Here is a 21598-nt window from a genome sequence, read left to right as displayed (position 1 = left end):
AGTACATTATCATGAGATAATGGTGCATCGCCGAGGTATTTATCGGCTCCGTACCGGAAAAGCTACCGTATCGCCCACTTTTCTTCCGTTTGGGAACAACGGGTATTTTTTCGGATTACAAGACTAAAATCTTTCCAAAAAGGCCCGAATATATAATTATATTTTATACATTTGCTGAAAACCATTAATCAGAAAAAGATCTTATGAACAGTAAACGAACAAGAATAGCCAATCTGTATGGCGACAGCAACCAGCGTGTTCTGGAACTGCTCTCTCAGAATTTTCCTAATATAGCGGCAGCCAGTACCGAGATCATCAATCTGGAAGCCATCATGAATCTGCCGAAAGGCACGGAACACTTTGTGGCCGACATTCACGGTGAGTACGAGGCTTTCCTGCACATTCTGAAAAATGCTTCGGGCAATATCCGGCGGAAGGTGGCCGAACTGTATGGCACCACCATGCGCGAAAGCGAAATCCGCAACCTGTGCTCCCTGATCTATTACCCAGAAAAGAAGCTGGAATACATCAAGGCCACCGAAGAGGACCTGAATGACTTCTACAACATCACGCTTCATCAGCTGGTTAAAATCTGCCAGACGGTTTCTTCCAAATATACACGCTCCAAAGTCCGCAAGGCACTCCCCAAGGAGTTCTCCTACATCATCGAGGAACTGCTCCATGAATCTCCTCAGGAGAACAACAAGCAGGGATATTTCAACCGGATTATCGAGACCATCATCTCTACCGGAAGAGCCGACGACTTCATCATCCAGATCTGTAACCTCATCCAGCGTCTGAGCATCGACCAGCTGCATGTGCTGGGCGACATCTACGACCGCGGACCGGGTGCCCACATCATCATGGACAAGTTGTGCAACTACCATCACTTCGACATCCAGTGGGGTAATCACGACGCTCTGTGGATGGGTGCCGCCGCGGGTAACGACTGCTGTATTGCCAACGTGCTGCGCATCTCGCTCCGCTATGCCAACCTGAACACTCTGGAGGACGGATACGGCATCAACCTGGTACCGCTGGCTACCTTCGCCATGGAGACATACGCCAACGACCCGTGCAAGGAGTTCGTACCAAAAATCAGCGAAGAGGAAACGGACTATAACGGCAAGACCCTGCGCCTCATCGCCCAGATGCACAAAGCCATTTCGGTCATCCAGTTCAAGCTGGAGGCAGCGCTCATCGACAAGCATCCGGAATGGAAGATGCAGGACCGCAAGCAACTGGAGTTCATCGACATGGAAAACAAAGTCTTTGTGTGGGAAGGCAAGACCTACGAAATGACCGAGTGCTCGTTCCCGACCGTAGATCCGAAAGACCCGTACAAGCTGACTCACGAAGAGGCCGAACTGGTGGAGAAACTGCACCGCTCGTTCCGCATCTGCGACCGCCTGAAGCATCACATCCAGTGCCTGCTGTCACACGGTTGTCTTTACGGCATCTTTAACTCAAACCTGCTCTTCCATGCTTCTATTCCGCTCAATGCCGACGGCACCCTCAAGGATGTGGAGATTCAGGGAAAGAAATATCAGGGACGCGCCTTGCTGGACAAACTGGGACAGATGATGCGGGCCGCGCTGAGCAACAGCAAGACGGTGAAGGACAAGGACTTTGCCGTGGATTACTACTGGTACATCTGGTGCGGACCGGATTCACCGCTGTTTGACAAATCGAAAATGGCTACTTTTGAACGCTATTTCCTGAAAGACAAGTCTACCCATACCGAAGAAAAGGGTTACTATTATAAACTGAGAGACAACGAAGAGGTGTGCGACCGCATTCTGGATGCTTTCGAAGTGACCGGACCACACCGCCACATCATAAACGGCCATGTGCCGGTACGGGCTGCCAAAGGCGAGAACCCGATCAAGGCCAACGGCAAGCTGATGGTGATTGACGGCGGCTTTGCCAAGGCTTATCACAACACGACCGGTATTGCAGGATATACGCTGGTATATCACAGCCGCGGATTCCAACTGGTACAGCACGAACCGTTCACCTCGGCCGAAGAAGCCATCAAGAACGGCACGGATATCGTGAGCACCACCCAGATTGTGGAAATGAGCAGCCAGCGCATGATGGTGCGCGACACGGATAAGGGCGAAGAACTGCAAGGACAGATCGAAGAACTCGAAGCGCTGCTGTATGCCTATCAGCAGGGATATATCCAGGAGCGCTCAAGCAAATAAAAAAAATCATCCTGATGACTGAAGCATTTCATTTCGATAAAATGTTTCCGTCATCAGGATGAAAAAATCAAAAGGTGCAGACCCGACATTCCGACAGGCAGCACCCGCAAAAAGAGCATCGCCTCACATCATACGGTAACTTTCCGCTGATGTGAGGCGATGCTCTTTTCTGTTTCTTATCAGGATTGCGGTACCGAGGCACGAAGCATCTCCCGTTTTCCGGGAGGACCGGGGATGCGCTCCACCTGAAAGCCGGCCTGCTGCAGCATGCGGCGCACCGCACCTTTGGCACAGTAGGTCACCAGCACCCCTCCGGGAGCCATCACCCGAAATATGCGGTCGAACAGGGCCTGATGCCACACTTCGGGCTGCTTGTCGGGAGCAAAGGCGTCAAAAAACACCAGATCAATCTGCTCCGGGAAATCCACTTCGTTAAAGTCGCCTTCCATCTTATGCAACCGAAAGCATGGTGCCAGACGCACGTCTTCATTCCAGGGACTCCGGTGCAACAGGGGAAACCAGCGGGCCGCGCCTTCGATTTCCAGATTCTCATAATGAAGCTGCTGCCAAAGGTCTTCCGGGAGCGGAAACTTTTCGATACTGTAATAAGTCACCGCAACCTCATCGCGCACAGCACGGGCCAGTGCCAACAAGGCATTCAGCCCGGTACCGAAGCCGAACTCCAGAATGCGGTAGCTCTTCCGGTTCAGATGCTCCCAGCCGGCCTGAAAAAACACATGGCGCGACTCTTGCAGGGCGCCGTTCACCGAATGGTAATGTTCCTCCATTTCGGGCACAAAAAGCGTGCAACTGCCGTCAGCAGTCTTTTCCACAGTGCGTTTCATCATCATTGCTTTCGTAATTTCCGAACAAGATGGCACGGTCGCGCCGGCAGGCCTCATCGGCCCACTCTTCGGGCACAAAACGCCAGTGGCCCATAGCCTCAGCACGGACATGCTCTCTTCTTCGTATATATTCTATAAAGTGATAACGGATGTCTTTCTCCGAAATGCGCAGGATGCGCCGTTGCAGTTCGTCATGGTCGAGCCCGGCCCCACGGGTGAACAGCTCTCCCCCACCGTATGCACGATAGGAATTGGTCACCACCTGGTAAACCGTGTCGGGATGGAACGGGCGTCCGTCGCTCATGGATTCGATCTGAATCCGTTCTCCTTCGGGGCGCGTCACATCTACCGTATAACGGATTCCGGCCGCCGAATCAAAATTAAATGCCAGATTGACAAATCCCAGCCTGCGGCCGTGGTCGAGCAAAGGAGCCATCTTCATGATGTGATCCTCGGGGGTCTGCATCCGGTCGGTCCACAAGCCGTAGCTCATCTCCAGAATACCCTTGATCTCACTGCCGCGCAGTGCCAGCACACAAATCATGTTCTCGTACTTATACAGGTGAAACATGTCGCGGATGTAGATATCGCCTTTGTGAATCACCGTATCGAAGGTGAGCGGAGCGGCAAAAGACACATCGGCCCCGCTGATTTTCAGCTGCATGTCATGAATCAGATCAATGAAGGCCGAGGAGCCGAAATAGGCATCCTGGCTGTGGATGGCCCGTTCGAAACAGCCGATGCGCTGGTTCACATAAGAGGCAATCAGTGCGGAGGCATCGGCATATTTCCGCTCAAACTCATACACGGCCGGGTCGGTTTCATACATCACATTCTGAATGCGGGCCCGGATTTTCTTGCCCGTCAGCCGGCCTTCGGCATAATGCAGCGTGACATCAATCACACTGACACTGGTGGCCAGGCTCCACAGCCCCACACAATAGACCTTGCGACCGACCTTATTGGTCACTACCTCGACATGCTTCTGATGGTCGTGTCCATAGCAGATCACATCCAGCCCGTCCACCTCGTGCGCAATCCGGCACGACACGTTTTCGCTGAACGCTTCGGTAACGATACCTCCGTCCCAACCGGAATGAAACAGTCCCACCAGCACATCGGGCCTTTCGTGTTCCTGAATGTAGGCCACCCAGCGGGACGCCGCATCCACCATATCCTGCACGGCCATGCCGCGCCACTGGTCTTTCGGCACCCAGTGCGGAATGGCGCTGGTAATCAGTCCGAGCACCGCAATGCGCACTCCCTGACGCTCCAGCACGGTATAGGGCTTGAAATAGGGCTTGCCGGTGTGTTCGTCCACCAGATTGGCCGCCAGCACCGGAAAGCGGCACTGCGACACGAAGCGGTCGTACACGGCATGCCCCATCTCCAGATCATGGTTGCCGATACAGAGTGCGTCATAACGCATGTGGTTCATCACATCGGCCACCAGATGCGGACTCTGGGTTTCGACAAAATTATAATAATAGGCAGTGGGCTGGCCCTGAAGGACGTCTCCTCCGTCAAGCAGCACCAGAGCGTCGGGATAACGCTCCCGCTCCCGGCAGACAAACGCATAAACCCGTGACAAGGCGCCACGGGCCGGACCGTTTTCGATGAAGTCATGCGAAAACAAAGCACCATGCACGTCTGTGGTGTGCATGATTCTTATTTTCTTTTCTATGCGGTCTTTTTCTGCCATCTTAAAAAAATCTGCCATAATTTCTGCAAAAATAACAATAAAACGGACTGTCACCAACTGACTGGCATCTTATTTGTTGAATATTTTAGCAAAAAAAGGAGGAACATTATGGCATTTATAGATTATTATAAGATCATGGGTATTCCAAAGGATACCCCTCAAAAAGACATCAAGAGTGCATACCGGAAAAGAGCCAAACAGTTTCATCCGGACCTGCATCCGAATGATCCGAAAGCCAAAGCCAAGTTCCAGGCACTGAACGAAGCGTACGACGTGCTGAGCGACCCGGAAAAACGGGCCAAATACGATCAGTACGGCGAACACTGGAAGAGCATGGGCGGATTCCAGGGCGGAGGCGGAGGTGAAGGCGGATTCGAAGGCTTCGACTTCAGCCAGTTCGGCGGCGGAGGCAGCTTCTCCGATTTCTTTGAGCAGCTGTTTGGCGGAGCACGCCACCGGCAGAGCGCCCAGAGCAGCGGGTTCCAGAACTTCGGCGGATTCGGCGGCTTCAACGGATTCCAGCAGGAGGAACCGATGGTACAGGACAAGCAGTGTCAGGTACATATTGACATGTACACTGCCATTCTGGGAGGAGAAATCATCGTGTCCACTCCGGTAGAAAAAATCAAGCTGAAAGTGAAACCGGGCACACAGCCGGGAACCAAGGTGCGTATCAAGGGCAAAGGTGACCTGTATCCGAACGGACAACGGGGTAACCTGATCCTCACCTACCAGGTGGACCTGCCCCAGCATCTGACTCCCCGACAGAAAGAACTTCTCGAAGAAATGCGCCGCTCGTAAACAGAATGACAAACGAGCGCATTTTTTGGGCCTCGGCTTGCATAAATCAATAAAAAGTACGACCTTTGTAAAAACGCATTCAAAACAAAATTAAAGATATGATTACAGAGATTACACCCGAAATCAAATACATCGGGGCAGACGACACAGACATTGACCTTTTTGAAAGTCAATATGTGGTTCCTAACGGAATTTCATATAACTCTTATGTCATCACAGATGAGAAAATCGCAATCATGGATACGGTGGACAACCGTAAGACCAATGAGTGGCTGGAAAATCTGGAAGAAGCTCTTCAGGGCAGAACTCCGGACTATCTGATCGTGCAGCACATGGAACCGGACCACGCAGCAAATATCGGTAATATTGCTACAAAATATCCGGAAATCAAGATTGTGCTCAGCACCAAAGCAGCACAGATGCTGCCACAATTCTTCGAAGGTGTGGACTTTGCCGACCGTCTGATTATCGTGAAGGAAGGCGAAACCCTTTCATTGGGTTCTCATGTATTGCAGTTCTTCATGGCTCCCATGGTACACTGGCCTGAAGTGATGGTAACCTATGACCAGAAGGAAAAGGTTCTTTTCTCGGCCGACGGTTTCGGAAAATTCGGTGCCCTCTGTCACGAAGAGCCTTGGGCCGACGAGGCACGCCGCTACTACTTCAACATCTGCGGTAAATACGGCATGCAGGTACAGACTCTCCTGAAGAAGGCTGCTACACTGGACATCCAGATGATCTGCCCGCTGCACGGTCCCGTTCTGAAGGACAATCTGGGCTATTACATCGGACTGTATGACACATGGAGCAAATACGAGCCGGAAGAAGACGGTGTGCTGGTAGCTTATGCATCCATCCACGGAGGCACAGCGGAGGCTGCCGAAAAGATGGCTCAGATTCTGCTGGACAAAGGTGCCGCAAAGGTGATGATTACAGACTTGTCGCGCGACGACATGGCTACCGCTGTGGAGAATGCGTTCAAGTTGAGCAAACTGGTTCTGGCTGCCCCATCTTATGATGCAGGTGTATTCCCACCGATGTACGACTTCCTGCACCACTTGCAGATCAAGGGATTCCAGAAACGCAAGGTGGCTGTCATCGAAAACGGTTCATGGGCTCCTACTGCCGGTAAGGTGATGCTGAGCATGCTCGAAGGCATGAAGAACATGGAAATCGTGTCTCCGGTAGTCACTATCAAGAGCAAGATGAAACAAGCTGATATTCCAGCACTTGAAAATATGGCTGATGCGATATTGGCCTGATTTAATCTTTTTCATAAGTATTTATTTTAAAACGGCCTCTTCGGTTTTATCCGAAGAGGTTTTTTTATTATTTTAAAAAAAGACCGAAGGCGGCAGGTTAAATGGAACATGATTTGAGCCTTTCAAAGATTATGGTTACCTTTGAAACAGAATCTACAAAACAAAAAAATCATGAATCCAACGATTGCAAACGAAAAAAAACATGTCGTGTGGTTGGACTGCGTGCGCCTGGTGGCCATGTTCACTGTGGTATGCTGCCACGCAACCGACCCGTTCAACTTCTACACCGGTAGCGACCAGAGCATGGTTGCGGAAATCAAGAACTGGGGAGCCATCTATGGCTCATTGCTTCGCCCCTGCGTGCCGCTCTTTGTGATGATCACAGGCGCATTGCTGCTCCCCATCCGGGAAACCAGCAGCGTGTTCTACAAGAAAAGAATCTCGCGTGTGTTCTGGCCTTTCCTGATCTGGTCGGTCATCTATGCCCTTTTCCCCTGGTTTATGGGAGTCATCGGCTTCGGCCCGCAAACCATCCTGGACTTCTTCCCATACTCCGGAGAGGAGGTCATGAAACAGTCCTTTGAAGTGTCGCTGACCTACATCACACAGATTCCTCTGAATTTCTCTACCGTAGCAGTACACATGTGGTATGTATATCTGCTCATCGGGTTGTATCTTTATCTGCCCGTCTTCTCGGCTTGGGTGGAAAAGGCCAGTGTGAAAGAAAAGCGTTTCTTCCTGTTGCTGTGGGGCGTTACCTTGTTTGTACCGTATCTGCGCACCTTTGTCAACCCCTATATCTGGGGAGCCTGCTCCTGGAATGAATTCCACATGCTGTTCTATTTTGCCGGCTTCAACGGATATTTGCTGTTGGGACACTATCTGCGTCATCACGTCACCTGGAGCACAAGCAAATCCGTACTTCTGGGCATCCTGTTCTTCGCAGCCGGATTTATCGTAACTTATCTGGGATTCCGGGAGATTACGACCAGAGCATCTTTCACTCCTGAAGAGCTGGAGCTGTTCTTCTATTACTGTTCTCCGAACGTAGCGCTGATGACCATCGCCGTATTTATGCTCCTCAAACGGGTGCGCATCAAGAATGCAACCGTGTGCAAATTGCTGGCCAACCTGACCAAGTGCGGCTTCGGTGTCTACATGGTGCACTATTTCCTGACGGGACCGATGGTGCTGCTCACCCGCGCCTTACACATCCCCATCTGCATTCAGATTCCGATTGCTGCGACCCTGGCCTTCGCAATATCCTGGCTGTTTGTGGCCGGCGTTTATCGTTTAATCGGACAGAAAGCCCGCATCTTACTGGGATAAGTCCAAAAAGATAAACAATACCGGAATAAAGGTATTGGGAAATTACCCATAAAAAAATGCCTCTCGAAAGTGAAGTCATACTTTCGAGGGGCATTTTTCATATAAAGCCAGATACGAATCTCTTCCATCTTTACACCGGACGGCAGAAAAGAGATTGCCAGACGGACCGGTTATTGGCGAGTAATCTCCTCCAGAGCACGGGTAAGAACAGCATCGTATTTATCCTGGAAATAGGAAGCATAGGATTCCCGAATCTCTTTGTCCGGTTGGATTCCTACTCCAACAAAATCGGTTCCGTCGACACAGGTATCGTGTTTGGAGCAGATATTGGCATAACTTTTTCCGGGAATCAACTCCATGCGCACTCCGTTTCCGGTACTGCCGCCGGTAGGTGTTCCGAAAACAAGTCCGCGCTTCATTCCCTTGAATACAGAACAGAAATCCTCTGCCGCCGAGAAGGTGCCGGCATTTGCCAGAATAATCACAGGCTTGTCATACACCTTGCGGTCGTGAAACGGCGTAAGCTGATTGGGGGATGCGGCATACCACTGCAACGGATATCCCCAGGAAGCAAAGGCTGGCATATACATCGGTGTGCGCCACGGATTGGTTTGGATGGTATCCTGCGTGAGATGACGGAGAATATAATCGGCATTGCCGGAATTACCTCCTCCATTATCCCGAATATCAATAATCAGCGCCTTGGTTTTCAGAATCTCCGGATACAGATTGTCGAACTTCTTTTTGAAATTCTGATCCATAAAATTGCGGATTTTCAAATATCCCACCTTTCCCTTCAAGCTTTTCAGTTCCAGAACCGGAGAACGGGGCGCGACAGACCGGTGCGGCCATGCTTTTACCTGCAACTGGCGGTCACCATCTCTCAATGCCAAGCGTAAGGTATCTTCTTTCTTACAGACAAATAGTCCATCACCTTCATATACCTGATGCAAAGTCCATTGCGGGGTAGAAGAAGCCACATAGGGACGGATATAATGCTCACCGTACTCCAAAACGGGCTCTTCGTTGATGGAAACCAATTCCATTCCTCGACGAATCCCTTCATCTTCCAGCTCTTTTGAGAGAACGGCATCAATATAGACATGTCCGTCAATATATTTAGTCTGCAACGGAATACGGCCCGTATAATGTGTCACGCCCCATACGTAGGTATGTCCGTCACCCAGCTGCGCAATCATTCTCTGAAAGATACGGGTACACTCTTCATCATCAGATGCAGCCAGCACCTGCGGAATAGTGGCAACATATATGCTGTCCCAATTTTTCCGGAAACGCTCCATGAAGACAAAATTCTGCTTCACTCCGGCCCACAGACGCGACAGGCCCAACAAACGCAACTCACTGCTCTTCGCTGCCGCAAAAGGATTGGAGGAAACGGTTGCCTTTCTGGTGGCATCCAGATAAGCGACTTCTTTCCAACTCATAGGCACACTGATTTCACCATCCGTAGTAGCTTTCAGGAAATACAGTTTCTGCGCATCCTCTTCATACTCGTAGATATATACGGTCTTGGAATCCTCCATATAGGTGGCAGCCCCCGTCTCCTTCTGAAGATTAACAAACTGAAAAGGTTCGAAGGATTCAAAAACCTTACGGATGCGCTTTACTTCCGACGGCTTTACCGATTCAAGCATCAGGCGCTGCCCCACTGTCCATCCGCTTCCGGCGCCCCGTTGCCAGACAAAGCCGCCGGACTTCTGCATATCACTACCGGTATATTTCACATCCACATAGACACATCCCCGGGTTTTCCGGAGTTTCTCAAAAACCTGAATCAACGAAGATTCCTGAACTTGCTTCTGGGCAACCATCAAAGTTGGAAACAGAAAAAGCAAAACTAACAAACGCAAGACTGTTTTCATAATGTTTCTTTTTATAATCTGCGACTCCATTTGTCAACACGGACTCACAGACTGGTTCATGAATATTCTGTTTAAAAATTTAATCTGACCTTACAGATACAAAATCCATGCCAAAACGTTAACTCATTGATTATACAGCAAATAACAAAATAACAAAGTGTCCGAAAATGGACACACTGTCCGCTTTTGTGTCCGGAAATAGAAACAACAACGTTTCTACAAGGATTTCCAGAAACTTCCGACTACCCCCCTAAGAAAAATAATTCGTGAGAAAACGGACGACCAACAAGACAATCCGGGAAAGCAGATTCAGGATTCCTCATGGAAATCTCAACACTTTCCCAAACAGACATATTCCTTTAAAGAGTCCCAACCTAATCCTTCCTAAAAGAAAAAACTTTCAGCGGGGCATTCTCTTTGGTGAAAATGCTCCGCCGAAAGTTCTTCAAATCTGCTTTACAGATAATTTCCTTTAAATACGATGTTCCAGCCACGCATCAATCAGCATGCGTGCCATAGACAGACGAGGTGGTATCTCTGGCAAATGATCACGACTGAACCACCCTCCCGTTGCCAACTCCGAACGCTGCAAGGTAATCTCGCCCGAAGCATAATCGGCATAAAAACCAATCATCAACCCGCAGGGATAAGGCCAGGGCTGACTGGCAAAATAACGGATATTGCGGATATGCAGCCCGGTTTCTTCCAACACTTCGCGCGCCACACACTCTTCCAGCGTTTCACCCGTCTCAACAAAACCGGCAACAAGACCGTAAAAAGAACCTTTGAAATTGTGGGCATGTACCAGAAGAATCTGATCATCGCGTCGCACCAATACGATAATCGCTGTAGCCAACTGAGGCCATACTTCCTTGCCGCATGCCGTACACCGCTTACTGATTACCGTATGCGATTTCATCGGAGCACCACAGACTCCACAGAATTTGGTATTGCGGTCCCAATAGAGAATCTCGGCTCCCTTACCGGCTTTCAGATAAACTTCTTCATCGAGCAAGGCGTATGATGCCCGCAAACCGATAAACTCATATTTTGAATCTGCAGGAAGCGGATGATCTACCTGTACCACCTTGCAAGGCAGGCCTTTCATTTCCGTGTAAGTACGCACCGTGTTCCATTCGGTCAGCGGTACGGGCGGTTCTTCCTGACAAGGAACCGTATAATGTCCCTCTGTTGAAGGAAGCAGCAACAGGTTGTCCCGAAAAAAAACAAACCAATAGGATTTGTCCATACCTTATTTATATATTAAAAAATCGCTTCCTGCTCCAGCCAGAGCCAGAGAGGAAGCGACACATGTTTTATATTCCGATATATAAAAACTTGTTCAAAAATTACAGATTCAGATCGCTCTTGATCGCCTCAACCTTCTCCATGGCAGCAGCAGTTGCTTTCTCATAGCACTTAGCGCAACCCATCTTTTCGGCAATCTCCATATAGAACTTGATCTTAGGCTCTGTACCTGAAGGACGCACGCTCACCTTGCTGCCATCTTCAGTGTACCACTGCAATACGTTAGATGGTTCCGGCTGGTTAATGTCGGTTACATTACCGTCTGCATCTGTAGCCTTCAAAGTCTGGTAGTCCTTTGTCAGAATCACCTTAGAACCGGCCAGTTCCTTCGGACCGTTCTCACGGAAGTTCTGCATCATAGCCTTAATTTCATCGGCACCGCTCTTACCCGGTTTTACCACATTGATGGTGTGGTTCAGAGTATAACCATACTCCAGATAGATATCCATCAACACGTCGAACAGAGTCTTACCCTGGTCTTTAGCCCAAGCGCAGATCTCAGCCAACAGAGAACATGCAGAAACCGCATCTTTATCGCGAACGAAATCCTGTGCCAGGAAGCCGTAAGACTCCTCACCACCACCAATATACTGTTTTTCGCCTTCGCGCAAACGGATTTCACGGGCAATCCACTTGAATCCGGTGTAGCAATCCAGCATTTCAACATGATTCTTATCGGCAATAGCCTTAATCAGCTCGGTAGTCACAATGGTCTTTACGACAAACTCATTGCCCTTCATCTTGCCGGTAGCGATACGGTTCTTGATGATGTAGTACAAGAAAATCATACAAGTCTGGTTTCCGTTGATCAGAACCCATTCTCCGTCGCTGTTCTTGCAAGCCATTCCCACGCGGTCTGCATCCGGGTCAGAAGCCATCACGATATCTGCGTCGATGCTCTTGGCCAGATTAATCGCCATAGTCAGTGCCTCTGCATTCTCAGGATTTGGAGAAACGACAGTCGGGAAGTTACCGTCCTTAATCATCTGTTCGGGTACAGTGTGCACGTTCTCAAAGCCCCACAGTTTCAATGACTGAGGAATCAGCATCATACCAGTTCCGTGAATCGGAGTGTACACAATCTTCAGATCCTTCTGACGGGCAATCACTTCCGGATCAATGCAGATGGTATGAATCTTCTGCAAATAGATATCGTCGATTTCCTTACCGATAATCTCAATCAGCGGGTTGCTGGCATCCAATGTCTTGCTCAAGCCCTTGATGTCCTCAGCACTTACCTGATTTACCTCGTCGATAATACCCTTGTCATGCGGAGCCAACACCTGAGCACCGTCATCCCAGTAAGCCTTGTAACCGTTGTATTCCTTCGGATTGTGTGAAGCTGTCAGGATGATACCGCTCTGGCAGCCCAGATGACGGATGGCAAATGACATCTCCGGAGTAGGACGCATATCATCGAAAAGATATACCTTGATACCGTTAGCCGCAAAAATATTGGCAGAAACCTCTGCAAACAAACGGCTGTTGTTACGGCAGTCGTGACCGACAACCACAGAAATCTGCTCTTTATCCTTGAAGGCCTTGTTCAGGTAGTTTGACAAACCCTGAGTGGCAGCACCTACGGTATAGATGTTCATGCGGTTGGTACCAACTCCCATAATACCGCGCAAACCACCGGTTCCGAATTCAAGATTCTTGTAGAATCCTTCGATCAGTTCTGTTTTGTCCTCGTTGTCGAGCATTTTCTGAACTTCAGCCTGTGTTTCAGCGTCATAAACCGATGAAGCGAGCCAAGTTTGTGCCTTAGCCTCGCATGACTTGATCAATTCGTTGTCCATTTTCTATTTTTTTTGTATTACTGAATTGTTTTTTATTCCTTTCAATAAGCAAAATTAGTCATTATCTGTTGGAATTCCTAACAGATAGGAAACTAAATCCGTGACTTTTTGGTTATTAAACATTTTCTTCATTAATATGTAAAACGAAGCGTGTCGCGTGTCACATTACCGCAACGGTCCTCGGCCACCACAACCAGTGTGCGCTGGCGGTTTTCCACACGAAGTCCGTTTTTCGGCAAGTCGCACGTGCGTACCTCCTTCCCGGTAAAGAGTACGAACTTGCCGTCGACATATCCTTTCAGCGAGCGGATGCCCGACTGACTGTCCCGGCAAGACAAACGGTAGCGACGGTTCTGTTTGCCGCCTACCAACCCTAATGAACGGACCACCGGAGGCGTTGTATCCTGCGCGATGGCATAGTCTTCATCCAGATTGCGCACCGAAGCCGATACCCAACCGTCCTGACAGGTTCCTCCCACATAGCCCTTGCTGCTCTCGATATAACACTTCTCCGGATGTGCCACCGGCTGTGAAAGGGCCAGCATCAGAGTCACATTAGCCCGCAACGGCAGAGGACCGTCATTCAAATGATACTTATGGGACAGTTTGTCGGGAGTTGATTTTACGGAAGGAGTCAGCACCACATCGTGAAAAAGCAGACCCGAAGGGATACGCAGCTCCATGCCCGGCATCTGCACTACATTCGGCCGGTTCCACTCCAGAAAATAAGGTTCGGCCCGTTTGGCGGCCTCTTTTTGGGCCGCCTCAGCCAGCAAACTTTCGTAGGGAGTGCCCTGAATGCGGAAACGGGTCGTGGTTGTATTCCCGAATTCATCGGTCAGCTGATACTCCACCTCATAGGTCCGCACACTGTCGATAGTCACCCAGCCACGGTCCTCGCCTACCCGAAGCAAAGCCAAGTCATTTCCCGGATCGGCAAACCCTTTCAGGTACCAGGTCCGACGATTCATATACCATTCATAGTCGCCCCAGGAATTTATTTTCCGATGATCGGTGGGCATCAGAGAATCCAGTTGCGAAGCATAAACTTCCTTACCATCCACCCGAAGACTAACCTTGTAGACTCCGAATTTGTTGTTGGTGCCGCTCATATAATCGTCCGCCCAATAGGCAAAACCAATCTTTCCCCAAGCCTGGAACGTACGCGGAGCCGCATCGGGAGCAAAAGAGACCGGACTCAGCGAACCGCTGACCACTCCCTCGCCGGGTTTGGGATAAATACGAATGCCATGCACCCGCGGAGCGATGTTATCGCGCACCAGATGTTTGAAATACGGCAGGGGGTTCAGCAAGGCTCCGTCTGACGTGCGGTGCAACTCCAGATGCAGATGCGGACCGGCAGAGGCTCCCGTATTGCCACTGAAAGCAATATGCTGGCCGGCCTTCACCGGAAACTGTCCCGGAGTAAAGCGCACATCAACCGTTTCGGACTCCTTTTCACACTGACGGGCAAAGACTTCGCGAGCCACATCGGGCAGAAAACGGTCCAGATGACAGTACACGGAAGTATTTCCGTCGGGATGACTCACATACAAGGCATTGCCGAAACCGTCCAGTCCTACCGTGGCCCGGGAGATATATCCGTCGGCCACGCTATAGATTTTCTTGCCGATAGCTCCCTGCGTACGGAAGTCCAGTCCGCAATGAAAGTGATTGGGCCGCGGTTCCCCGAAGTTTCCGGCCAGAGACACCGCAAAATCTATGGGCGACACATAACGGCTTTGCGCCTGAAGCATCAGGCACCCCATCCAAAAAGTCAAAACACAGAATATACGCATAAGCATAAAGTTAAAGGCATGTTTTCATGCCGGGAAAGAACATCCGGCAAACCGAATTTCTTCTGTCCGCATGAAAACATGCCTCGGATAAAATCAAAATTATAAGGATAGCATTCAGACAGCGATCAGCATGCCTTGAAGCTCATATCCAATCCTTTTACGGAATGAGTGAGGGCACCTACCGAGATATAGTCCACACCACACTCTGCATAGTCGCGGATGGTATCGAAAGTAATACCGCCGCTGGACTCGATTTCAAAGCGTCCGTTCACCATCTCCACCGCCTTGCGGGTATTCTCCGGAGTGAAGTTGTCGAGCATGATACGGTCTACACCGCCCAAGTCGAGCACCTGCTGCAACTCGTCAAAGTTGCGTACCTCGATCTCAATCTTCAGATCCTTGCCCTTTGCCTTGAGATACTCGTGACAACGGGTGATGGCTGCCGCAATGCCTCCGGCAAAGTCCACATGATTGTCCTTCAGCAGGATCATGTCGAACAGACCGATACGATGGTTCACACCGCCACCGATCTTCACGGCCTCCTTCTCCAGCATACGCATGCCCGGAGTGGTCTTGCGGGTGTCGAGGATGCGGGTCTTGGTACCTTCCAGACGGGCCACATACTTGCCGGTCATGGTGGCGATACCGCTCATGCGCTGCATGATGTTCAGCATCAGACGCTCTGTCTGCAACAAACTCTGGACCTTTCCGGAAACAATCATGGCCACGTCACCCGGTTTCACATGTGCACCGTCCTGAATGAACACCTCAACCTGCAAGGTCGGGTCAAAACGATGAAATACCTTCTTGGCGATTTCAATACCGGCCAGAATACCTTCCTCCTTGATGAGCAGCTTGGATTTACCCATCGCGTCTTCAGGAATACAACACAAAGTGGTGTGGTCGCCGTCACCAATATCTTCAGCAAAAGCCAGATCGATCAAACGATCATTCAATTCGTCTACAGTAAGCATCTTTTTCTCTTTTCTTTTGGATTAACATAAAATTTATTACAAAGATACGCAAAATAGCCGTTGAATGTGCGCTGCATTAGTTAAATATCACAAACAGGCCCAATCTGTGTGCCGATGCTGATGTATCTTTGCACCTATGAAAGCTACATTACTTGTTGTCGGCAAGACGGCCGACCCACGCTTCGGCGTACTGATTGACGAATATATCCAGCGTACACGTTTCTATCTTTCGTTTGACATGGAAGTGATTCCGGAACTGAAGAACACCAAGAATCTGAGTCAGGAACAGCAGAAGGAAAAAGAAGGTGAACTGATTCTGCGTGCTCTGGCTCCGGGCGACCATGTGGTGCTGCTCGATGAGCACGGAAAGGAGTTCCGCTCCGTAGAGTTTGCCCAGTGGATGCAAAAGAAAATGAACACCGTACCCAAGCGGCTGGTGTTCATCGTCGGCGGTCCGTATGGTTTCTCACAAGCCGTTTACCAGAAGGCCAATGAAAAGATTTCGCTCTCGAAAATGACGTACTCGCATCAGATGATCCGCATGATTTTCACGGAACAGATTTACCGGGCGATGACGATTCTGAACAACGAGCCTTATCATCACGAATAATCAAATCGAGGACCAGCGGCAGATGGTCGCTGTATCCACCTAAATAGCGCGGTCCGAGATAAGTGCGGAACGGTTTCCATCCGCCGTACTTCTCGTCGCGTTGCAACAGAAAAGGGAAATCGGCAATGCGGGTCACAGAATCTTTCAGTCCTACCCGCCCGCCGGAATTCCACAGGGTGGCAGACACCAGAAAGTGATCCAGACAGCTCCAATAGCCCCGATAGCGATAGGTGCCACGCACCGAACGATCCCCGTGCATTGCCAAAGTCGGAAGCAGATGCAAGCCCGGCACCGTCTGCAACTCTTCCCGAAAAATGTCCTCCGAAGCTGTGGCATTGAAGTCACCGGTCACCACCAGACAGCCGTTGGGATGCTTCCGCAATACGGAATTGCAGACAGCGGCAAGCGTCCGGGCAGCCAGCCTGCGGTGACGGTCGGCCGCACGCGTACCGGAATATTTGCTGGGCAGATGGCAGGCTATCAGATGCAGCGTATCGCCCGAAATCAGTTTTCCTTGCAGATAAAGCAGATCGCGGGTAGATTCAAAACCGTTTTCCGTGGAAGGAACGCGGATTGTGTCGCTCCGCAACAGACGGAAACTGCCGGGCTGATAGAGCACCGCCACGTCAATTCCACGGGTATCGTCCGAAGCGGTCTGCACGGAACGGTAACCCAATGCCCGCAAGGCCGACCGCCGGCAGAAGTCACGCACCACCGTGTCGTTCTCCACCTCACAAAGCACCATCAAGTCGGGAATACGCCGTTCGCCCACAGCGGCCACCACTTTGGCCAGAGCATTCTGTTTCTTCCAATATTTATAGGCGTTCCATCTTTTTTCGCCCTCCGGAAGAAACTCCCCGTCCGTATGCCCCTCGTCGTGCTGCAAATCAAAAAGATTCTCTACATTATATTCCAGGATACGAAAAGGGCGCTGAGCCTCAGCCCAGAACACTCCGGACCAAAACACCAGCACCCCTATGCAGATTCCTTTTATCATGGCTTACTTTTTGCGCGGCACATACTCATAACATCCTGCTGCCGGCCGCACTCCCTCGAAACGGCTCACGCCCTTGCGGTCGAAAGGATAGCGCCGGGAATAAACTGTATCGGCCAGTTGCAAGGCAGCTGAACAGGAATCGGGCGCAAAGTCATACCGATAGTTTTTGGTATCGAAAAGCACAAAACCCTTTTCCCGGATGCAATATTTCTCCTCCATATCTCCCTCGAACACACAACCGGCATAGCGCGCATCGTCTTTCACAGCCGGAGTATTGAGCAAAGAGTTCTTGAAAAGATAGTCATACTTCTGCTCCTTCTCATTCAAACTGCCCAGAATCACATCCTCGGCATAACCGGTAATCAGACAGTTATAGAAGTGTGCTTTCTGAAAAGGCACACTGGCACTGAAATAGTTGTCAGACAAATAAAGAGCCTGACCGCGCACCGCCTCCCACGGATAGAATTGCGCCAGCGTGCAATGCACGAACTCACTGCTACCCCCAATCAGATACACGCAATTGCCCAGTGTGTTGCTGATTTGGGTATTGCCCACAGCAATCCGGCAGTTTACGGCTTTCAGTCCGTCCCCTCCGATGTTGTGCAGAATGGAGTTTTCCAACACAAGTTTGGAATCCTGCACCGAAGAACTGTCACACAGAATGCCATAGCTGGCACTATGTATGTCGGTATAGCGCAATGTGTTGCCGAAACTCTCGGCAAAAAGACGCACCCCGCCCCAGCGTGAAGGCGTGTTGTCGTAGGGCAGATAATCAAAGAGATTGTCCGTGCGGTCGCCGCGCAGCACCACCGGTGCCTCAAGGGTTCCTTCGGCTGTCAGGCTACCACGCACCAACAGATTGGCCTTGTCGTGAAAATAGAGCTGCACTCCGGCTGCCAGCGTCAGGCGTACTCCAGGTTCCACGGCCAGACTGTCGTAAATCACATACGGACGACCGGCCTGCAAGGTCGTATCCCGACGGATCACTTTGCCCCGCCACATATAGGCATCCTGCCCGGTGGCCTCCAACACAACCGACTGCACCACCCCACTCTCCAGCTGAAAGAGCAAGCGGTCGGTCAGAACAAACGGCTCATTCTGATTGCGTTCCGGCACGGTCACTTCGGCAAAAGCCATCAGGCTGTCCGTACCGCGCAACTCCAGCCCCGACACCGACGCCTCGGATGAAGGCGACAGATACACCCCGTCGATGTTTACCCGAAAAGGACTGGCCGCTCCCTGTTCCAGCCAGGCACGTGCGATACGCACGCCGCGGTCATTACGATTGTACACCTTCAGCATACGGGTGCTGCTGCCCACAGTCGTAATCACCGTGTCAAACTGTATGGAATCGGAAGAAAAGGACAAGACGGCTCCCTGATCGGTGGTAAACCGTTCGGAATCGTCACAGGCAACACAACAGGCCGCTATACACAGGGTGCACCACAGGCACCGCCAGAAAGAGAAAAAACTGTTCATAAAGTTACTTTATTATTCGGTCAGAACAGAAAAGAAACAAGAGTCATCCCGAAGCGGAATGCCGGCATGACTCTTGTTGTTTCTTCACTGAAATATTATGCACGTGCCGGAATATTCTTCAGAATCTCCAGCAGATGATCCCAAACCTTTTCTACGGTAGGAATCAACAGACGCTCATCCGGTGAATGCACACCGCGCAGGGTCGGTCCGAAAGAAACCATATCCAGATGCGGATATTTCTCGCTGAACAAACCACACTCCAGACCGGCATGGATACCCAATACCTTAGGCTCCTTGCCGAACAGACGCTTGTAAGTCTCTACCGACAGTTTCAGAATCTCAGAATCCGGATTCATCTTCCAGCCCGGATAGCCGTCGCCTACAGTAACCTCGGCACCGGCCAACTCGAAGGTAGCCTTGATGGTTGCACTCATATTCTTGCGTGCGCTCAGGATGCTGCTTCGCTGACTGGTGATGACCACAATCTTCTTCTCCTCGGCATTCATGCGGATGCTGGCCAGATTAGAGCTGGTCTCCACCAGATCAATATCCTGACACATGGACAAGATGCCGTTGTGCACGGCCTGAATGGCTGTAATCAAACGGGTAGCCACACCGCGGTCTACCGCCTCGGCCGGGGTTTCCATGCTCTCGAGCAGGAATTCCATATTCTTTTCCGTTACACTGTATTCCTCCTCCACATCGGCAGCAAAGATATTCCAGTCCACACGGATGCTTTCCTTGTCCTTCATCGGGATGGCGCAAACGGCAGCCGCCTCACGCGGGATGGCATTGTGCAAACCACCGGCCTGAATGTCGCACAGATACAGGTCGTATTTCTTCATGGACTGATACAGGAAGCGGCCCAGAACCTTATTGGCATTGGCACGCATCTTATTGATATCATCACCGGAATGGCCACCGGTCAGTCCCTTCACCTTCAGCTCGAAAGCAAAGTATCCGGCCGGCACCGGAGTCGTGTCATAAGAGAAAACAGCAGTAGTTCCGGCACCACCGGCACAGCTTACATACAGCTGACCCTCATCCTCAGAGTCGAGGTTGATCAGGATGTCGCCGCTCATGAATCCGGCTTCCAGCGCAAAGGCTCCCGAAAGACCGGTCTCCTCATCACGGGTAAACAGACACTCAATCGGTCCGTGCTGAATATCATCAGATGCCAGGACAGCCATCTGCATGGCCACACCGATACCGTCGTCGGCACCCAGAGTCGTACCCTTGGCACGCATCCATTCGCCATCTACATAAGTCTGTATCGCATCTTTCTCAAAATCAAACTCCACATCGCGGTTCTTTTCACAAACCATATCCATGTGACTCTGCAAAACAACCGTCTTGCGATTCTCCATACCCGGAGTGGCGGGTTTTGATATCAGCACATTACCGCAGGCATCCAGCTTGCAGGCCAACTGGTGCTGTGCTGCAAAATCCTGCAGGAAAGCCATCATTTTCTCTTCCTTCTTTGAAGGACGGGGCACCTGATTTACCTGGGCAAAGCAGTCAAACACACACTTCGGTTTCAACTCAATCTGACTCATAGTTTTTGATCATTAATTATTGTGTGCCGCAGCACCCGACCACTCTTATCCTCTAAAACAGAAAGAAAAACCTTCTTATTAGAAAAATTAAGCTATCAGATTTTTGCGTACACTGATTTTACATTACCTTTGTAACTGCAAATATAATCAAAATGTTGAAGACTTTACTATTTACTCTGATAATTGTTGCGGCCTGCATGGCTTTGTTGGCAATTAAAATATTATTTAAGAAAAACGGAAGATTTCCAAATACCCATATCGGACACAGCGCTGCCATGCGCAAGCGCGGTATCAACTGTGTGCAGAGCATGGACCGTATGGAAAGAAAAGAGAACCCGCACCGCATTGCGGAGCATAAATCATGATTATACACTCAAACATGAAGAAATAATGAGAAAGAAACAATTTATCTATGCCGGAATCCTTTGTGGCTTGATGGCCCTGTCGCTGAACAGCTGTAACCAAAGCCCCAAACAGGAAGCAGAGAAAACAACTGCCGAGTCCACTGAAAACGCACAAAAGATCGGTTATGTAGAAATCGACACTTTGATGTCTCAATATAATTTCTGCAAGGATTATACCTTGCTGATGAACCAGAAGGGTGAAAACATCCGCAACACACTGGCCAATAAAGAGCGTGCCCTGCACAATCAGGCTGCCGAGTTGCAGAAGAAATATGAGTCAAACGCATTCACCACACGCGACCAGCTGGAGCGTGCACAGATGTCACTGGCCAAGCAGCAGCAGGATCTTCAGGCACTGAACGACCAGCTGATGGCTGAGTTTGCCAATGAACAGAACAAGTACAACAACCAGCTGAGAGATTCCATTCAGGCTTTCCTGAAGGAATACAACAAGAGCAAGAAGTTTGATATCATCATCAGCAAGGCAGGCGACAATCTGCTTTATGCCAACCCGAAATATGACATCACCAACGACGTGGTGAAGGGACTGAACAAGCGTTACAAGACCAGTCCGGAACTGGAAAAGAAACTCAACGGAAAATAAGTTCCGGTCTTCTCGCAAACCGCGAACAGAACAATAAGA

Annotated in this window: 17 protein-coding genes; 7 read left to right on the top strand and 10 right to left on the bottom strand. The window is 50.3% G+C overall.

Annotated features, from left to right (window positions below; all coding sequences use genetic code 11):
* Positions 1-203: 203 nt before the first annotated feature.
* Positions 204-2207, top strand: a complete 2004-nt coding sequence (locus DXA74_RS06250) for a fructose-1,6-bisphosphatase (protein ID WP_118525917.1) — start codon at positions 204-206, stop codon at positions 2205-2207.
* A gap of 179 nt (positions 2208-2386) precedes the next feature.
* Here DXA74_RS06250 and mnmD read toward each other — a convergent pair whose 3' ends face one another.
* Entirely contained in the window at positions 2387-3058 is a 672-nt protein-coding gene (gene mnmD / locus DXA74_RS06245; RefSeq protein WP_118525916.1) for a tRNA (5-methylaminomethyl-2-thiouridine)(34)-methyltransferase MnmD, read from the bottom strand.
* Positions 3024-4772: a bifunctional UDP-sugar hydrolase/5'-nucleotidase gene (locus DXA74_RS06240; protein ID WP_233550471.1), complete on the bottom strand. Its 1749-nt coding sequence runs from the start codon at positions 4770-4772 to the stop codon at positions 3024-3026. The genes mnmD and DXA74_RS06240 overlap by 35 nt, the downstream gene beginning before the upstream one ends.
* 90 nt (positions 4773-4862) lie before the next feature.
* Between DXA74_RS06240 and DXA74_RS06235 the strand changes: the two genes are divergently transcribed.
* The 3 genes from DXA74_RS06235 to DXA74_RS06225 all read left to right on the top strand — a co-directional run bounded on the left by DXA74_RS06235 (position 4863) and on the right by DXA74_RS06225 (position 8146).
* On the top strand, positions 4863-5555 hold the full coding sequence (locus DXA74_RS06235) for a DnaJ domain-containing protein (protein ID WP_118525915.1): 693 nt from the start codon (positions 4863-4865) through the stop codon (positions 5553-5555).
* Positions 5556-5653: 98 nt separating this feature from the next.
* The gene (locus DXA74_RS06230) at positions 5654-6817 is read left to right on the top strand and encodes an FprA family A-type flavoprotein (RefSeq protein ID WP_118525914.1); all 1164 of its coding nucleotides are present in this window, start codon (positions 5654-5656) and stop codon (positions 6815-6817) included.
* A 171-nt stretch (positions 6818-6988) separates the two neighbouring features.
* Positions 6989-8146: an acyltransferase gene (locus DXA74_RS06225; protein ID WP_118525913.1), complete on the top strand. Its 1158-nt coding sequence runs from the start codon at positions 6989-6991 to the stop codon at positions 8144-8146.
* A 170-nt stretch (positions 8147-8316) separates the two neighbouring features.
* Here the strand turns inward: DXA74_RS06225 and DXA74_RS06220 are convergent, their stop codons facing one another.
* The 5 genes from DXA74_RS06220 to nadC form a co-directional block, all read right to left on the bottom strand.
* Positions 8317-10029, bottom strand: coding sequence for a S41 family peptidase (locus DXA74_RS06220; protein ID WP_158576028.1), 1713 nt, complete (start codon positions 10027-10029; stop codon positions 8317-8319).
* Positions 10030-10501: 472 nt separating this feature from the next.
* Positions 10502-11278 (bottom strand): NAD(+) diphosphatase, encoded by a 777-nt coding sequence (gene nudC, locus DXA74_RS06215; protein WP_118525911.1) that lies wholly within the window; start codon positions 11276-11278, stop codon positions 10502-10504.
* Between the two features lie 100 nt (positions 11279-11378).
* Positions 11379-13136 carry a phospho-sugar mutase gene (locus DXA74_RS06210; RefSeq protein WP_118525910.1) on the bottom strand — a complete coding sequence of 586 codons (1758 nt, stop codon included), beginning with the start codon at positions 13134-13136 and terminating at the stop codon, positions 11379-11381.
* Between the two features lie 131 nt (positions 13137-13267).
* Entirely contained in the window at positions 13268-14935 is a 1668-nt protein-coding gene (locus tag DXA74_RS06205) for a M23 family metallopeptidase (RefSeq protein ID WP_158576027.1), read from the bottom strand.
* 125 nt (positions 14936-15060) lie between these two features.
* Positions 15061-15909, bottom strand: a complete 849-nt coding sequence (gene nadC, locus DXA74_RS06200) for a carboxylating nicotinate-nucleotide diphosphorylase (protein WP_118525908.1) — start codon at positions 15907-15909, stop codon at positions 15061-15063.
* Positions 15910-16045: 136 nt separating this feature from the next.
* Between nadC and rlmH the strand changes: the two genes are divergently transcribed.
* Positions 16046-16519 (top strand): 23S rRNA (pseudouridine(1915)-N(3))-methyltransferase RlmH, encoded by a 474-nt coding sequence (gene rlmH, locus DXA74_RS06195; protein ID WP_118525907.1) that lies wholly within the window; start codon positions 16046-16048, stop codon positions 16517-16519.
* Here rlmH and DXA74_RS06190 read toward each other — a convergent pair.
* The 3 genes from DXA74_RS06190 to DXA74_RS06180 all read right to left on the bottom strand — a co-directional run bounded on the left by DXA74_RS06190 (position 16458) and on the right by DXA74_RS06180 (position 20551).
* Positions 16458-17516 (bottom strand): endonuclease/exonuclease/phosphatase family protein, encoded by a 1059-nt coding sequence (locus DXA74_RS06190; RefSeq protein WP_158576026.1) that lies wholly within the window; start codon positions 17514-17516, stop codon positions 16458-16460. The two genes, rlmH and DXA74_RS06190, sit on opposite strands and share 62 nt — an antisense overlap.
* A 3-nt stretch (positions 17517-17519) precedes the next feature.
* A complete protein-coding gene (locus DXA74_RS06185) occupies positions 17520-18995 on the bottom strand; it encodes a hypothetical protein (protein WP_118525906.1) in 1476 nt (491 codons plus the stop codon).
* 95 nt (positions 18996-19090) lie between these two features.
* Positions 19091-20551 carry an aminoacyl-histidine dipeptidase gene (locus tag DXA74_RS06180; protein ID WP_118525905.1) on the bottom strand — a complete coding sequence of 487 codons (1461 nt, stop codon included), beginning with the start codon at positions 20549-20551 and terminating at the stop codon, positions 19091-19093.
* 152 nt (positions 20552-20703) lie between these two features.
* Between DXA74_RS06180 and DXA74_RS16305 the strand changes: the two genes are divergently transcribed.
* Together DXA74_RS16305 and DXA74_RS06170 are read left to right on the top strand one after the other, a co-directional pair.
* A complete protein-coding gene (locus tag DXA74_RS16305) occupies positions 20704-20916 on the top strand; it encodes a hypothetical protein (RefSeq protein ID WP_158576025.1) in 213 nt (70 codons plus the stop codon).
* A gap of 25 nt (positions 20917-20941) precedes the next feature.
* Positions 20942-21559 carry an OmpH family outer membrane protein gene (locus DXA74_RS06170; protein WP_118525904.1) on the top strand — a complete coding sequence of 206 codons (618 nt, stop codon included), beginning with the start codon at positions 20942-20944 and terminating at the stop codon, positions 21557-21559.
* Positions 21560-21598 lie beyond the last annotated feature (39 nt).

The sequence above is a fragment of the Bacteroides sp. OF04-15BH genome (assembly GCF_003477995.1).
Lineage (GTDB): Bacteria > Bacteroidota > Bacteroidia > Bacteroidales > Bacteroidaceae > Paraprevotella.
This window is presented reverse-complemented; position numbering and strand designations above follow the sequence as displayed.